This window comes from Frankia sp. CcI49 (genome assembly GCF_001983215.1).
GTDB classification, from domain to species: domain Bacteria; phylum Actinomycetota; class Actinomycetes; order Frankiales; family Frankiaceae; genus Parafrankia; species Parafrankia irregularis.
This window is the reverse complement of sequence record NZ_MOWP01000037.1, coordinates 89,472-103,670: the sequence shown is the minus strand read 5'-3', so window position 1 is coordinate 103,670 and position 14,199 is coordinate 89,472. Positions and strand designations below refer to the sequence as shown.

Annotated in this window: 15 protein-coding genes; 8 read left to right on the top strand and 7 right to left on the bottom strand. The window is 73.1% G+C overall.

Annotated elements, in window-relative coordinates:
- Positions 1-111 precede the first annotated feature (111 nt).
- The 3 genes from rsgA to CcI49_RS32345 are packed head-to-tail and all read right to left on the bottom strand — an operon-like array spanning position 112 to position 3,390.
- On the bottom strand, positions 112-1,179 hold the full coding sequence (gene rsgA, locus CcI49_RS32355; protein ID WP_054565134.1) for a ribosome small subunit-dependent GTPase A: 1,068 nt from the start codon (positions 1,177-1,179) through the stop codon (positions 112-114).
- A 4-nt stretch (positions 1,180-1,183) separates the two neighbouring features.
- A complete protein-coding gene (aroA, locus tag CcI49_RS32350; RefSeq protein ID WP_076833013.1) occupies positions 1,184-2,551 on the bottom strand; it encodes a 3-phosphoshikimate 1-carboxyvinyltransferase in 1,368 nt (455 codons plus the stop codon).
- 26 nt (positions 2,552-2,577) lie between these two features.
- On the bottom strand, positions 2,578-3,390 hold the full coding sequence (locus tag CcI49_RS32345; protein ID WP_054565132.1) for a methyltransferase domain-containing protein: 813 nt from the start codon (positions 3,388-3,390) through the stop codon (positions 2,578-2,580).
- Positions 3,391-3,518: 128 nt separating this feature from the next.
- Here CcI49_RS32345 and CcI49_RS42305 point away from each other — a divergent pair, with 128 nt between their 5' ends.
- From CcI49_RS42305 to CcI49_RS32320, 5 genes are all read left to right on the top strand, one after another.
- Complete coding sequence (locus tag CcI49_RS42305; protein ID WP_158230848.1) at positions 3,519-3,674, top strand: hypothetical protein; 156 nt, start codon at positions 3,519-3,521, stop codon at positions 3,672-3,674.
- Positions 3,671-4,432, top strand: a complete 762-nt coding sequence (locus CcI49_RS32335) for an alpha/beta family hydrolase (protein WP_235497701.1) — start codon at positions 3,671-3,673, stop codon at positions 4,430-4,432. Before CcI49_RS42305 ends, CcI49_RS32335 begins: the two co-directional genes overlap by 4 nt.
- Before the next feature lie 222 nt (positions 4,433-4,654).
- Positions 4,655-5,467, top strand: a complete 813-nt coding sequence (locus CcI49_RS32330; RefSeq protein WP_235497699.1) for a sigma-70 family RNA polymerase sigma factor — start codon at positions 4,655-4,657, stop codon at positions 5,465-5,467.
- Positions 5,464-5,751: a mycothiol system anti-sigma-R factor gene (rsrA, locus tag CcI49_RS32325; protein ID WP_006539772.1), complete on the top strand. Its 288-nt coding sequence runs from the start codon at positions 5,464-5,466 to the stop codon at positions 5,749-5,751. The genes CcI49_RS32330 and rsrA overlap by 4 nt, the downstream gene beginning before the upstream one ends.
- 235 nt (positions 5,752-5,986) lie before the next feature.
- A complete protein-coding gene (locus CcI49_RS32320; protein ID WP_054565130.1) occupies positions 5,987-6,955 on the top strand; it encodes an NAD-dependent epimerase/dehydratase family protein in 969 nt (322 codons plus the stop codon).
- 418 nt (positions 6,956-7,373) lie between these two features.
- Here CcI49_RS32320 and CcI49_RS32315 read toward each other — a convergent pair whose 3' ends face one another.
- Positions 7,374-8,333 carry a DUF5317 domain-containing protein gene (locus CcI49_RS32315; protein ID WP_235497697.1) on the bottom strand — a complete coding sequence of 320 codons (960 nt, stop codon included), beginning with the start codon at positions 8,331-8,333 and terminating at the stop codon, positions 7,374-7,376.
- 290 nt (positions 8,334-8,623) lie between these two features.
- Between CcI49_RS32315 and CcI49_RS32310 the strand changes: the two genes are divergently transcribed.
- Positions 8,624-8,842: a biotin/lipoyl-binding carrier protein gene (locus CcI49_RS32310; protein WP_006539775.1), complete on the top strand. Its 219-nt coding sequence runs from the start codon at positions 8,624-8,626 to the stop codon at positions 8,840-8,842.
- An 84-nt stretch (positions 8,843-8,926) separates the two neighbouring features.
- Positions 8,927-9,115 (top strand): hypothetical protein, encoded by a 189-nt coding sequence (locus CcI49_RS32305; RefSeq protein ID WP_054565128.1) that lies wholly within the window; start codon positions 8,927-8,929, stop codon positions 9,113-9,115.
- An 88-nt stretch (positions 9,116-9,203) separates the two neighbouring features.
- Here the strand turns inward: CcI49_RS32305 and bioB are convergent, their stop codons facing one another.
- From bioB to CcI49_RS32290, 3 genes are all read right to left on the bottom strand, one after another.
- Positions 9,204-10,262: a biotin synthase BioB gene (gene bioB / locus CcI49_RS32300; protein WP_054565127.1), complete on the bottom strand. Its 1,059-nt coding sequence runs from the start codon at positions 10,260-10,262 to the stop codon at positions 9,204-9,206.
- A 241-nt stretch (positions 10,263-10,503) separates the two neighbouring features.
- Positions 10,504-11,220 (bottom strand): dethiobiotin synthase, encoded by a 717-nt coding sequence (gene bioD, locus CcI49_RS32295; protein WP_054565126.1) that lies wholly within the window; start codon positions 11,218-11,220, stop codon positions 10,504-10,506.
- Complete coding sequence (locus CcI49_RS32290; protein WP_083473078.1) at positions 11,217-12,512, bottom strand: 8-amino-7-oxononanoate synthase; 1,296 nt, start codon at positions 12,510-12,512, stop codon at positions 11,217-11,219. Before CcI49_RS32290 ends, bioD begins: the two co-directional genes overlap by 4 nt.
- A gap of 52 nt (positions 12,513-12,564) precedes the next feature.
- Between CcI49_RS32290 and CcI49_RS32285 the strand changes: the two genes are divergently transcribed.
- Positions 12,565-14,034, top strand: a complete 1,470-nt coding sequence (locus tag CcI49_RS32285) for a sensor histidine kinase (protein WP_006539779.1) — start codon at positions 12,565-12,567, stop codon at positions 14,032-14,034.
- Positions 14,035-14,199: the final 165 nt, after the last annotated feature.

Below are 14,199 nucleotides of genomic sequence, written 5' to 3'. Positions count from 1 at the left end.
ATGCCCGGGGTCGGCACCGGGCACTGGGCATCGGACATTGGGCATCGGACATTGGGCATCGGACATTGGGCACCGGACATCGGCACTCGGTGCCGGGCACGTGCCCCCGGGTCAGCCGGGCGTGACGCGGGTGGCGAGCAGCCGCCGCAGGCTGGCCACCCGTACGGGGTCGACCCGACCGGCCTGGACGGCCGCGTCGAGCCCGCAGTCCGGAGCGGTCAGGTGGTCGCACCCGGGCTCACAGTCGACCGTCGCGGCGGCCAGATCGTCGAAGGCCAGCAGGACCCGTTCGGGCTGGACGGCACCCAGCCCGAACGAGCGGATCCCGGGAGTGTCGACCACCGTCCCCCCGGTGGGCAGGGCGAGCGCCACCGCGGCCGAGGAGGTGTGGCGGCCGCGGCCGGTGACCGCGTTGACCACGCCGATGGCCCGGTCGGCGTTCGGGACGAGTCGGTTCACCAGTGTCGACTTCCCGACCCCGCTGTGGCCGAAGAAGACGCTGGTGGCCTCGTGCAGGAGGGCGAGCAGCGGGTCCAGGTCACCGCCCGGACGGGTGGTGACCACCGGTAGCCCGAGCGGCTCATAGGACTCCCGCACCGGGCCGGGATCCGCGAGGTCCGTCTTGGTCAGGCACAGCACCGGTGTCAACCCGCCGTCGTACGCGGCCACCAGGCACCGGTCGATCAGACCGGTGCGGGGCGGCGGGTCGGTCAGGGCACAGACGATGACGAGCAGATCCGCGTTCGCGACGATGGGCCGCTCGACGGGGTCGGCGTCGTCCGCGGTCCGGCGCAGCAGGCTGCTTCGTTCCTCGCGGCGCACGATGCGGGCCAGGGAACCGGGCCGCCCCGACAGGTCACCGACGAGCTCGACCTGGTCGCCGACGACGACGGAGGTCCGGCGCATCGACCCGCCGCGCACGGCGGCGACCAGCTCGGCGCCCGCCCCGTCGGCCTCGCCTGCACCAGCCCGCCCGCCCGGCCGGCCGGCCTTGCCACGTGACGCCCCGGTCGCTCCTGACGCGCCCGTGCCGCCCGGGCGGCAGGTGTAGCGCCCACGGTCGACCGCGACCACGACGGCCCGGGTCGCGTCGGCGTGCTCGGGCCGGATCCGGGTCCGCGGCCGGGAGCCCCGGCCGGGTCGGGTGCGGACGTCGTCCTCGTCCAGTTCGCGTGCCACGGTGTCAGCCGGCCAGCATCGAGGTCCACATCCGGGCGAAATCGGGGACTGTCTTGCCGGTCGTGGCGATGTCGTCGATGGTGACCCCGGGCACCGCGAGGCCGACGACGGCGAAGGTCATCGCCAGCCGGTGGTCGGCGTGCGGGTCGAGGCGCGCACCGTGCAGCGGCACCGGATCGATCCGCAGGCCGTCGTCGGTGACGGCGATCCGTGCGCCGAGCTTGCCCAGCTCGCTGGCCAGCGCGGCGAGCCGGTCCGTCTCCTGCAGGCGCAGGTGGGCGATGCCACGTAGCCGGGACGGGGAATCCGCAAGCACCGCGAGGCCTGTCAGCACCGGCGCGGCCTCCCCGAAGTCGGAGAGGTCGGCGTCGATGCCGGTGATCCGCCCGCCGCCGGTGACCCGCAGCCCTTCCGGGCGCAGCTCCGCCTCGGCGCCCATGGCCACCAGCAGCTCGGGCAACAGACGCCCGGGCTGCTCGGTGTGGGCGGGCCAGCCTGGGATCGTGACCTGGCCGCCGGTGGCGACCGCGGCGGCGAGGAAGGCAGTCGCGCTGTTCAGATCGGGCTCGATGACCCGGTCCAGCGGCGCGGGGCCGCCGGGCTCCACCCGCCAACGCCTGATGGACGCCGCGTCGGCGGTACCCGCCGGCCGGTCGTCCGGCCCGGGGACGTCGACGTGCACCGTCACCCCGGCCGCGCGCAGGTCGGCGACCGTCATGTCCAGGTAGGGGCCCGACGGCAGCCGGTGCCCCGCGTGCGTCACGGTCGCGCCGCGCTCGAACCGGGACGCCGCGAGCAGCAGCCCGGACACCAGCTGGCTTGACGTCGACGCGTCCACCGTCACCGCGCCACCGGCGATGCCGCCGCCGCCCCGCACCGTGAACGGCATCCGATCACCGTCGATCCGCGCGCCGAGCTCTCGCAGCGCGGCCAGCAGCGGGGTCAGCGGGCGCTCCCGCATGCGCGGGTCGCCGTCGAAGTGGACGTCGCCCTTGGCCAGGGTGGCCAGTGCCGGCGTGAAGCGCGCGACGGTGCCGGCGTTGCCGCAGTCGATCGAGGCCAGCCCACCGTGGATCGCCCCGACGGGGCCGGTGACGACGAGGTCGGCGCCGCCCGGACCGGGGTCGGTGGCGGGCGCGTCCGTCACCTGCGCGCCCAGGTTGCGCAGTGCGGCCGCCATCAGCAGCGTGTCCCGCGAGCGGAGCGGACCACGCAGCCGGGAGACCCCGTCCGCGAGGGCGGCCAGGACCAGCGCGCGGTTGGTGCCGGATTTGGAGCCGGGTACCGCGACGGTTGCGCTGACCGGCCCGGTCGCTACCGGCGCCGGCCACGGGTCGTGTTGCTCGCGCTGCTCGCGGGTGGTGGTGGTCACGGTGCCAGCATGCCGGATTCCGGCCGTCAGTCAGGCCGGCGGGCCGAGGCGATCAGATGAATGCCGATCGACTCGCCCTCGCGCTCGGCGGCCAGCTCGACCTCGGTACGGACCAGGGTGGGGAAGCAGGAGACGTCCTCGGCGACGGCCCGGCGGACCGCCTCGGCCGAGAGCACGGTGCGCGGGCGGATCCAGTCGACCTCCAGCCCGGCGCTGGTCAGCAGGGCACGCAGCTCCTCGGGCCAGAAGCAGCGGGTGATGCTGCCGTCCTCGGCCGGAACCAGGACGACATCCGCGCGGGGCACGTCCGAAAGCTCCGCCCACCGGTGCTGCTCGGCGAGCCGGGCAAGGCCCAGCAGCAGCGAGTCGACACAGAGCAGCAGACGGCCACCTGGCCGCAGCATCTGGTAGATCTCCTCGAGGGTCGTCTCCGTCGCCAGGCAGAACGACAGGGCGCGTGCCTCGGCGAGGACGGCGTCGAAGGACCCGGGCCGGAACCAGTCGAGCGAGCGCGCGTCACCGACGACCCGCTGCAGCCGGCCGGGGCCGGAGCCGGGCGCCGGGTCGCTCGCACCCGGTGCGTCGTCAATGGTCAGGCTGCTGACCACCCGCACCACCTCGTGACCCGCGGCGGCCATCTGGCGTGCGAACCTGGCACGCGGTCCGGAGACGTCGAGGACGCGGACCGGCCCGGTGGGCARCCATTCCCGCAGCTGGGCCGAGGCGACTTCCTCGTAGAAGGCCCAGTAGGGGTCGTCACTGTTGGCCGGGGCCTCACAGACCAGCGTGTTCGTGTTCGCCCGGGACGAGTGAGCGTCGGCGTCGGCGCCAGACAGCATGGACCGTTCCTACCCTTCGAGGGGCAATGATGCGAGGCATGTCACACACGCAAGGTGAAATTCTGACAGATGTTCGGGCCGACCACGCAGTGTCCTTCCATACCGGCTCGGGCAACAGGGAGACCCGCGTGCCGTTCGTGCACGTTCCGGTTCCCCTGTTCGCCGTTTCCCCGCTCGCCGCGAAGGCCCGCCCGGCGCGGGCCACGACCGGCAGGCCAGTGACCGGCGGGCCGGTGGCCGGCAGGCCGGTGACTGACGCCAGCCCGGCGGAGCGCTCGCGGTGATCGGGGAACTCATCTCTGTCGACGGTGGACGCCTGCGGGTAGTTCCCGCTCCGCTGGACGGGGATCCGGTGTCTGCCCAGGCCGGCGCCACGTTCGCGGGTGTCGCCGCACCCCCCGGAGCGACCGTGGTGCTGCTGCACGGCGCTGGCAGCGGCACCGACACGCCGGTGCTGACCGCGCTCGCCGGCCGCCTCGCGGCGGCCGGAACACGGGTAGCCACGCTGGAGATGCCCTACCGGGTGGCCGGTCGCCGCGCGCCGGACCGCCCGAGCCGGCTGGACGGGGTCCTCACGGCCGCGGTGGCAGCCCTGGGCTCCCCGGCGTTCCTCGGGCTCGCCGGCGCGTCGATGGGGTCCCGGGTGGCGGTCCGCTGTGCCCGCACGGTCGGGGCCCGCGCGGTGCTGGCGCTGGGCTTCCCGCTGCAGCCGCCGGGTGGGCGGCCCTCGCGCGAGCCGGAGCTGGCCGACGCCGGTGTGCCGGTGCTGGTGATCCAGGGTGAACGTGACGCCTTCGGAACCCCGGCGGCCGACCCGTCCCGACAGGTCGAGGTGCGGATCGTGGCTGGCGCCGACCACTCGTTCCGGGTTCGGGTCCGTGACGCGAGGACGGTGGGCGAGGTGGCCGACGAGGCCGCGGATCTCGGTTCGTCCTGGCTGCTCGGGCAGCTGGCCGGCGCTGCCGGCGTCGAGGCCACTGCTGCCGGCGGTGGCTCTGGTGGCGTTGGCGGTGCCGGCGGTGGCACCGATGCCGAGGTCTGAGACGGCCCCGGAAGGGCCGAAGGCCGTGGCGGCCCGCAGGAGAGCGTGGCGCGCCCCGGATGTGTGCTCACGTCCACCTCTGGTACCCAGGTTCGCGTCGCTGGAACCGGGAATTGGGACCGGYGTTCGCTGGTTTGCCGGAGTGGAAGGGCAAGAGGCAGGCACCGGGCGAGGGGCACCGAGGTGGTGCGTCTCCCACGGTGGCCGCGTCGTGGAGGTTCGATGAGGTCCCACCACATTGTTTCGGCTGCGCCGCCGACGGAATGTCGTGCGACGCGCCCGGGGCACGGAGGTAACGCCGCGGCGCCGCCACGCGCATGGTCCGTGGCAGGGGTATCGTCCGGCGCGGAGAGTTGGGCGGTCCGGGCAGTCGTCGGTGGGCCGGTGACTGGTCCCGGGCACGGTGAAGGAGTGATCCTGGTCGACGAGACCGGCGACGAGACAGCCGAGGCACGCGGCGCACGCTTTGAGCGGGATGCGCTGCCGTTCCTCGACCAGCTTTACGCGGCCGCGTTGCGGATGACGCGCAACCCCGCGGACGCGGAGGATCTCGTCCAGGAGACCTTCGTCAAGGCGTTCGCGGCGTTTCACCAGTTCCAGGAGGGCACCAACCTCAAGGCCTGGCTGTACCGCATCCTGACGAACACCTTCATCAACACCTACCGGAAGCGCCAGCGCCAGCCGTTGCAGAGTCCGACCGAGCAGGTCGAGGACTGGCAGCTCGCCGAGGCCGAGTCACACACGTCGACCGGCCTCAAAAGCGCCGAGGCGGAGGCGCTGGAGCATCTGCCTGACAGCGACATCACCGAGGCGCTGCAGGCCCTGCCCGAGGATTTCCGGATGGCGGTCTACCTGGCCGATGTCGAAGGGTTCTCCTACAAGGAGATCGCTGAGATCATGGGCACGCCGATCGGAACGGTCATGTCCCGGTTGCACCGTGGGCGGCGTGGTCTGCGGAAGTCGCTGGAGCAGTACGCGCAGGAGCGCGGGCTTGTTCCGGCCGGGTCCGCCGAGAACGAGGGCGGTGGGTCGTGAGCTGTGGAGCAAGCCACAACATTGACTGCCGGAAGGTGCTCGACGCCGTTTTTCTCTACCTGGACGGCGAGTGCAACGGTTCACAGCAGAATCTCATCCGGTCGCATCTCGACGAGTGTTCACCGTGCCTGCGGGAGTTCGGCGTGGAACACGAGGTGAAAATGCTTGTCGCCCGCAAGTGCGGCGGTGAGCGGGCGCCGGATTCGCTGCGGTTGAGCGTGCTCGCGCGCCTGCGGGCGGCCCGCTCCGATACCGACGCGGCCGCCGAGTTCCAGCCGGAGTAGGGGGCAGCCGCCGGCGGGTCTGGAGCGGGGTGCCTGCGGCGGCTGCGTGTGCGGCGCCGTCCCGGTGCGCCCGGGACTCTCCGACACTCCCGGGCGGCCCGGCGTGGAGCGGGGCAAGCAGGTGCCTGGCCGGGCCAGCCGGCCGGCAGGCCGCCGGTGGGCGTGAGCGCGGAAGCGGTGCTTTTCAGGTGCGGCGCTTATCGGGCTCACAGCTGCTGCGGTTAGGCTTCTGTGTGTGCGTATCCTCGTGACCGGCGCAGCCGGTTTCATCGGTTCCACGGTCGTTGACCGGATGCTTGCTGATGGTCATTCGGTCGTCGGGCTTGACGACCTGTCGTCCGGGCGAATGGAGAATCTCGCGCAGGCGGGGTCGGATGCCCGTTTCTCCTTCGAGAAGGGCGATATCACGGCCACCGGCCTCACCGACTTCGTCGCGCGGGTGCGGCCGGATGTCGTGGCTCATCTCGCCGCGCAGATCGACGTCCGGGTGAGTGTGGCCGATCCGCTGCGCGACGCACGCCTCAATGTGCTGGGCACGATCAACGTGCTGGAGGCGGCGCGACTGGCGGGTGCGTCGAAGGTGATCCACACGTCGTCGGGCGGGTCGATCTACGGCACCCCGGCCGTGCTGCCGGTCAGCGAGGCCGTCGCGCCGTCCCCGGAGTCGCCGTACGCGGCCGGCAAGGCCGCGGGCGAGCTCTACCTCAACGTCTACCGCGCGACCTACGGCCTGGCCAGCACCGCGCTGGCGCTGGGCAACGTCTTCGGCCCGCGGCAGGATCCGCACGGCGAGGCCGGTGTGGTCGCGATCTTCGGCACCGCGCTGCTGGAGGGCCGCCCGACCAAGATCTTCGGTGACGGCACGACCAGCCGGGACTACGTCTACGTCGCGGACGTCGCGGACGCCTTCGCCCGATGCGTGCCGGCCGAGGCCGCCAACGGCCTGCGGCTCAACATCGGGACGGCGGTCGAGACCACGGTGCGGGACCTGCACAGCCGTGTCGCGCGCCTGGTGGGTGTGCCGGACGATCCGCAGTTCGCCGCGCCGCGGCCCGGGGAGCTCCAGCACATCGCGCTGGACGTCGCCCTCGCCCAGCAGGCGATCGGCTGGCGCCCGCAGGTCAGCCTGGATGCCGGGCTCGGGCACACCATCGACTGGATCCGGGGCCGGCTCAGCAGCACGGCCGCGACCGCCAGCGCCTAGCCCCGGCCGCCGCGCCTGGCGCGCCTAGCCCGGTTGGCGAGTCGCAGGAGTGAACGATTCTGGTCGTTGCAACGACCAGAATCCTTACTTCTTGCGGGTCGCCAGGCGCCTCCGCGCCTCTTCTGCCCCTTTTGCGGTGAATCGCTTGTGCGGCGTGGCGGTGCGGGCGGGATCAGGGACCCAGCCGCCCGGGAGCAGGCCCCCAGGGTCCGGGTGGCCCGGTGGGAGACGCATCAGCGCCCGCCGCCGGCCCACCCGGACCACCTGTCAGGTGTTCGGGCGCTTGCCGTGGTTGGCCTTGTGCTTGGCCCTGGCGCGCCGCTTGCGCTTCTTCTTCGCCATGACGCCCTCCTCTCATTCCTTCGGCCACATACTGCCAGCCCGTCGGCGCACGTCGTCGTGACGGTTCGGTCGACGATCAGGGGGTGTCGACCGGGTGACGGGGGCCGCTCCCGGTGACGCGGTCCGCGGCCGTGTCGGTCCCGGCGGCCTGGGCCTCGGCCTCTGCGGCCTCGATGGCCGCGCCGTCCCCCGCGGCTCCGGTCGCGCCGGCGCCGGCGCCGGCGGCCTGGGCCGCGGGCGCGTCCGCCACGGTCACGTCGTCGGCCCAGCCGTCCTCGGTGAGGTCGTCGCTCTCGGTGAAGTCGTCGCCCTCGGGGAAGGCGAAATCGTCGCCCTCGGGGAAGTCGTCATCCCCGGCGAGGTCGCCGACCGGCTCGGTGTGGACGGCGACCGCCGCCGCGAGGCGGCCGCCGTCCTGCACGGGTTCGTCCGCCACAGTGCCCCGGCCGGGCTCTGCCGCCGTGGCGGCCCCGCCGGCCCGCGTACCGCGCTCCGCGGAGTCCGCGTTCGCCGTTCTGCGTGGCCGGTCGAGGCCGGCGACCATCCGCGCCTGCAGGGTCCGGCGTGCCCGCGCCGGGCCGACGCCGCCGAACAGGCCCAGCCCCGCGGCCATCAGGACGTCCCCGAAGCTCACCACCGCCGCGGACCCGGGCATGGGCAGCGGCAGGATGTCGCTGAGGAGGCGCAGCGAGGTCTGCGAGTCCGCCACGGTGTGGAAATGCGAGGCCGTGATCTCCTCGATGGGCACCCCCGCCCGGTCCGCGGCCCAGGCCGAGACCGGCATGTCCCCGCCGTTGGCGTTGATCACGGCAGCGTTGAGGATGACGCCGGCACAGAGCAGCCCCAGCCCGGGTAGCCGGCGGTTCGTCAGGGTGAAGACCACCAGACAGGCCGACGCGAGGATCCATGCGGGGCCGTGCAGTGGGCCGATGAGCCGGCCAACCGCCAGGACGGCCACCGCTGCGACGAACAGCGGGGGCCGGGCGACGTACACGCGGCTGAGGGCGTCCAGGGTTCCGCCCCTCGCGAGACCCACGGCCAACCCGCACAGAAGGGTCAGTAGGAGGAGTACGAGCACATCCGTAAGTGTGGCCGGTGGTGGCCCGGGCGCACACCACCGGCCGCCGGTGTGACCTGTCCGCGGGGACACGGCGCGTCCCACACGCCGCTGAGCGGCGCTCGCGTCGGGACACCCGATCGGGCCCGCGGGTGCCCCCGGGGCGCGCCATGGCCCACTCGTGGCGCGCTGACGGAAGCGCACCGGGTCACCACTACGCTGATACCAGCAGCGCCGCAGCGTGGTCGAGGCGAGGGAAGGGAAGCCTGATGGCTGAGGAAGTCCGTGCCGAGATGGTTGCCAACGTCTGGAAGGTCGTCGTCGGTGTCGGTGACTCCGTCGCGGCCGGTGACGCGCTGGTCATTCTCGACTCCATGAAGATGGAGATCCCGGTGATCAGCGAGGAGGGTGGCACGGTCGCGAGCATCGCCGTCAACGAGGGTGATGTCGTGCAGGACGGGGACCTGATCGCCGTCGTGGAGTCCTGACCCGCGAGTCCTGACTCGCCACCAGGTGTGGCGCGGCGTCCGGGGAGGGCACGGGCGGGTGGCTCTGCCCTACGCTGGTGCCCTATGGACGCCTCGTTCTGTGACCGCTGTGGCCAGCTTGCGAGCATCGGGAGCCACGAGGCCTGCGCGCGGGCCCGGGTGCTCGAACCGCCGCGGTACTGCCAGTCCTGCCGGCGCCGCCTGGTCGTCCAGGTGACCCCGCTGGGGTGGAGCGCCCGGTGCGCTGAGCACGGGACGTCCGTGTCGAACTGACGGGCGGGCTGCCCGGGCCGGCGGCGCAACGCCGGCGGCGTCACGCCGCGCGGCGGGCGGCCCGGCCCGGGCCCGTGTCTTCGGGGTGCTACAGGGTGGCCTGCAACGACTTGATCGGCATGCGCAGGTCGGCGAGCATCTCCAGGTCGCTGCCGGGGTCCTTGCCCAGTGTGGTCAGGTAGTTCCCGACGATCACCGCGTTGATGCCGCCGAGCATGCCGCGCACGTCGAGATCGCCCAGGGTGATCTCCCGTCCCCCCGCGTAGCGCAGGATCGTGCGCGGCAGCGCGAGCCGGAAGGCGGCGATGGTGCGCAGCGCGTCACGGGCGTCGACCGGCGGCAGGTCCCCGAAGGGAGTGCCCGGCCGCGGGTTCAGGAAGTTCAGCGGCACCTCGTCGGGCTCCAGCATCGCCAGCTGGGCGGCGAGCTCGGCGCGCTGCTCCAGTGACTCGCCCACCCCGATGATCGCCCCGCAGCACAGCTCCATGCCGGCGGCGCGGACGAGCTCACACGTCTCCCACCGCTCCTCCCAGCTGTGGGTCGTCACGACCTGGGGGAAGTACGAGCGCGCCGTTTCCAGGTTGTGGTTGTAGCGGTGCACGCCGAGCTCGGCGAGCTCGTCCACCTGCTCCTGGGTGAGCATGCCGAGCGAGCAGGCCACCTGGATGTCGACGGCTTCGCGGATCGCGGCCACACCTTCGCGGATCTGCGCCATCAGCCGCTCGTCGGGCCCGCGGACGGCGGCGACGATGCAGAACTCGGTGGCACCGGTCGCGGCTGTGGCCTTGGCGGCGTCGACGAGCGAGGGGATGTCCAGCCAGGCCGACCGCACCGGCGAGTCGAAGCGCCCGGACTGCGAGCAGAAATGGCAGTCCTCGGGGCAGCCGCCGGTCTTGAGGCTGATGATGCCCTCGACCTCGACCTCGGGGCCGCACCAGCGCAGCCGGACCTCGTGGGCCAGCGCGAGCAGGTCGTTGAGGGATTCGTCCGGCAGCCGGAGGACCGCCAGCACGTCCTGCTCGTCGAGCCCTCGGCCGGCCTCGAGGACCTGTTCGCGTGCGCGGGCGAGCAGGTCGTCGTCGGGAGCATCGACGGCCGGGGACGTTTCCACTGGCGTGGTCACAGGTGCGGTCACAGGGATCCCCATCGCAAAGTCGGGTGTGGCTGCCGGTGGGCGTGGAGGCGGAGGCTTCGGCATGGGCCGTGGTGTCCGTGCCGCCACCATTGTTCAGTCATCCGTGCTGATCGTGCCGGTGTTGTGACGAGTGTCTGTCGGTGCCGTCATGCGGTGTCGGCGCGCGGCCGTCATGCGGCGCCGGCGCGCGGCCGTCATGTGGCGCCGGCGTGGCCGTCAGATGGTGCTGGCGTGCGGCCGTCATGTGGTGCCGTCATGCGGCGTGCCGGGCCCGGAACGCGGCGGCGTCGAAAGCGCCGCCGAGTGCTGGTTCGAGCGAGGCCCGCGCCACGCCCAGGAACCGCTGCGGGTCGAGCAGGCCCGCGCCGGCCGGGACGGCGCCGGCGAGCGGGCGCGCCGCCAGCAGCTCCAGGTCGGTGATGTTGCTGCAGGCGGCCAGGTCGGGCCTCGCCGGCCAGGAGCCGATCACGACACCGGCCAGGTCGAGGCCGCGGTGCGCCATGGCCTCCAGGGTGAGCGCGGTCGCGTTGAGGCTGCCCAGCCCGGCGGTGGTCACCACGAGCACGGGCGCCTTCAGCATGCGGGCGAGGTCGGCGACGGTGGCGCCGGCCTCGTCGTAGCGGACCAGCAGGCCGCCGGCGCCCTCGACGAGAACGAGGCGGCGGTCGGCCCGCAACGTGTGGACGGTGTCGGCCACCGTGGCGAGGTCGAGGGTGGGCCGGCCGGCCCGGCGCGCGGCGCTGACCGGCGCCAGCGGGTCGCCGTAGCGCACGAGCTCGTGGACGTCCCCGACCCCGGAGAGGTCCCGGACCAGATCCACATCGCCGAGCTCGTCGGCGCGGACGCCGGTCTGCGCCGGTTTGACGACGGCCACCGTGGTTCCGCGGTCCGCGGCGAGTGCCGCCAGCGCGGCCGTCACCACGGTCTTGCCCACCTCGGTCCCGGTTCCTGTGACGATTATCACGCTCATCGTGCGGGGAAGCGTGCGATCGATCCGGTGATCACCCCGACCGCCCGGGCCACGTCGGCGTCGGTGAGATCGGCCCGGGCGGCGACCCGCAGCCGGCTCGTGCCGGCGGGGACCGTCGGCGGGCGGAAGCACCCGACGGCGACGCCGGCCTCGCGGCAGGCCGCGGCGACGCCGACCGCCCGTTCGGGGTCGCCGAGCACCACGGAGACCACAGCTCCGGCCGGTTCCGGAGCCCCCGTCGCCGCCGCGATCTCGTGGGCGCGCCGCCGGACCTGCTCCGGAAGCTGCGGCCGCTCGGTGAGCAGCCGCAGCGCGGCGAGTGCCGAGCCCGCGCAGGCCGGTGCCAGGCCGGTGTCGAAGATGAAGGTCCGGGCGGTGTCGATGAGGTGGTCGCGCAGCGCGGCCGGGCCGAGGACGGCGCCACCCTGGCTGCCCAACGACTTGGAGAGGGTGACGGTGGCGATCACGTCGGGCTGGCCGGCGAGCCCGGCGGCGGCCAGGGCGCCCCGGCCGCCGTCGCCCACCACGCCGAGCCCGTGCGCCTCGTCGACGAGCAGCACGGCGCCGTGCCGTCTGACAACTCCGTGCAGGGCGGCCAGCGGTGCCAGGTCGCCGTCGGCGGAGAAGACCGAGTCGCTGAGGACGAACGCGCGCCGCCAGGTGCCGGTCGCGAGCGCCTTGTCGACCGCCTCCACGTCCGCGTGCGGGGTGACCACGACGTCGGCGCGGGACAGCCGGCAGGCGTCCACCAGCGAGGCATGGTTGTGCTCGTCCGAGACCACCAGGTCGCCGGGGCCGGTCAGCGCGGTGATCATCGCGAGGTTGGCGGCGTACCCGGAGGAGAAGACCAGCGCCGAGGCGAAGCCGAGATGCTCGGCCAGCGCGGCCTCGAGATCGCCGTGCAGCGTCGTGGTGCCGCTCACCAGGCGGCTGCCGGTGGACCCGGCGCCGAACGCGCGCAACGCCGCGATCCCACCCTCGATCACGGCGGGATGGCGGGCGAGCCCGAGGTAGTCGTTGCCGGCCAGGTCGAGCAGGAGGTCGCCGTCCGTCCAGGGCTGCAGGGAGCCCTGGGCCGGCAGCCCCGCGTTCCCCGGCGTGTCGCCTGGCGTGTCGCCCGGCCGCGGGCGCGGTGCCCGGGGGCGCAGGACCCGGTGCAGCCCGGCCTCGGATCGCTGCCGTGCCGCCGCCGCCAACCAGCCGAGTGGATCGGCGTCGGGGGGTCCGTCGGGCTGGTTGCCTGGTGACGTGGTGCTGGTGCGTTCGGGCATCACGTCGGCGAGCGTACGCATTCCGACCCGGCCGCCCGGCACGCCACCGCGGGCGTCTGGCAGTCTGCGTCCCGTGGGAACCCTGGCCGACGCCCTGCGAGCGGGCACCGATCTCAGCGACGACGACATCGACCACCTCCACGCGCTCGTCGCGGACTGGGCGCTGCTGGCCGACCTGTCCTTCGCGGACCTGCTACTGCTCGTGCCCGCCCGGTCCGGTTCGGTACGCGCGGGTCACGCCGGTGGCATGGAGTTCCAGGTCGTGGCCCAGGTGCGTCCGACGACCGGGCCGACGGCGTACCACAACGACGAGGTGGGCAGCGTCGTCATCAACCGCTGGGTGGTGCAGAACGCCTGGCGTGAGCACCGCATCGCCCGGGAGGGCGAGCCCGAGTGGGACGGTGGCGTCCCGGTTCGCACCGAGGCGATTCCGGTCCGGCACGGCAACCGGGTGATCGCGGTCCTGGCGCGTGACACCAACCTCGCGACGACGCGTACGCCGAGCGCGCTGGAGTCCGCGTACCTGCAGGCGGCGAACAACCTGGCACTGATGATCGCCGAGGGGGCGTTCCCGTTCCTGGGCGGCTCCGCGGAGCTGCCCGAGCCGCCGCGGGTCGGCGACGGGATGATGCGCCTGGACGGCGCCGGCAAGGTCATCTTCGCCAGCCCGAACGCGTTGTCGGCCTACCGGCGCCTCGGCTACACCGGGAACGTCACCGGGGAGGACCTGCGCACCGTGCACCGGGCGCTGAACCTGCCGGCGACCACACCCGCGGTGTGGCACGCGATCAGCCGGCGCCGGCCGGTCGAGGTCGAGCTGGAGGTGGGCAGCACGGTGGTGCTGCTCCGGGCGATCCCGCTGTACCCGGGCGCGATCCGGGAGGTTCTGGTCCTCGTCCGGGACGTCTCGGAGCTGCGGCGCCGCGAGGCCCAGCTGCTGAGCAAGGACGCGACGATCCGCGAGATCCATCATCGGGTCAAGAACAACCTGCAGACGGTGGCCGCGCTGCTGCGCCTGCAGATGCGGCGCACCAAGGCGGACGAGGCCAGGGACGCGCTGCGGGAGTCCGTGCGCCGGGTCACCTCGATCGCCGTCGTGCACGAGACGCTCTCCCAGACCCTCGGCGAGTCGGTGCCCTTCGACGAGATCGCGGACCAGATCACCTCGGTGACGGTGGATCTCGCCTCGACCGGGACACGTGCGACGACGCGGCGGACCGGGTCGTTCGGACGGCTGCCCGGTGAACTCGCCACGCCGTTGGCACTTGTGCTTTCGGAGCTTCTGCAGAATGCTGTCGAACATGCGTTCGACGGATCCTCGGGGGCGATCGAGCTCCGGGTGCGGCGTGAGGGTGACCGCCTCGACATCGTCATCGCCGACGACGGCGCGGGCCTGCCGGATGACTTCCAGCTCGAGCACTCGCCCCGGCTCGGGCTGCAGATCGTGCGGCAGCTGGTGCTCGGCGAGATGCGGGGGACCATCCGGCTGCAGGCCGGTCCGGAGCGGGGGACCGAGGCGCTGCTTTCGATTCCACTTTCCTGAAGTCGTGTGTTTGGGGCTTGCGTGGCAGGGTAGACCCCACTGCGTGACCTCCGTCCACGGCCGACGTGTGCTGGTCGAGTCGTCTCCGTCGGCGGGGTCGCCGGGTGGGAATGTGGCCCAGAAAGATTTTTCGGCCGCTCCGTCCGTGTCCGTGCAGGCGACTGC

Excerpts from the sequence above, each read along its gene's own strand:
- CcI49_RS32330 (WP_235497699.1), top strand. The coding sequence starts at position 4,655 with ATGAGGTCCCACCACATTGTTTCGGCTGCGCCGCCGACGGAATGTCGT.
- CcI49_RS32310 (WP_006539775.1), top strand. The coding sequence starts at position 8,624 with ATGGCTGAGGAAGTCCGTGCCGAGATGGTTGCCAACGTCTGGAAGGTC.
- CcI49_RS32305 (WP_054565128.1), top strand. The coding sequence starts at position 8,927 with ATGGACGCCTCGTTCTGTGACCGCTGTGGCCAGCTTGCGAGCATCGGG.
- bioB (WP_054565127.1), bottom strand. The coding sequence starts at position 10,262 with ATGGGGATCCCTGTGACCGCACCTGTGACCACGCCAGTGGAAACGTCC.
- bioD (WP_054565126.1), bottom strand. The coding sequence starts at position 11,220 with ATGAGCGTGATAATCGTCACAGGAACCGGGACCGAGGTGGGCAAGACC.
- CcI49_RS32290 (WP_083473078.1), bottom strand. The coding sequence starts at position 12,512 with ATGCGTACGCTCGCCGACGTGATGCCCGAACGCACCAGCACCACGTCA.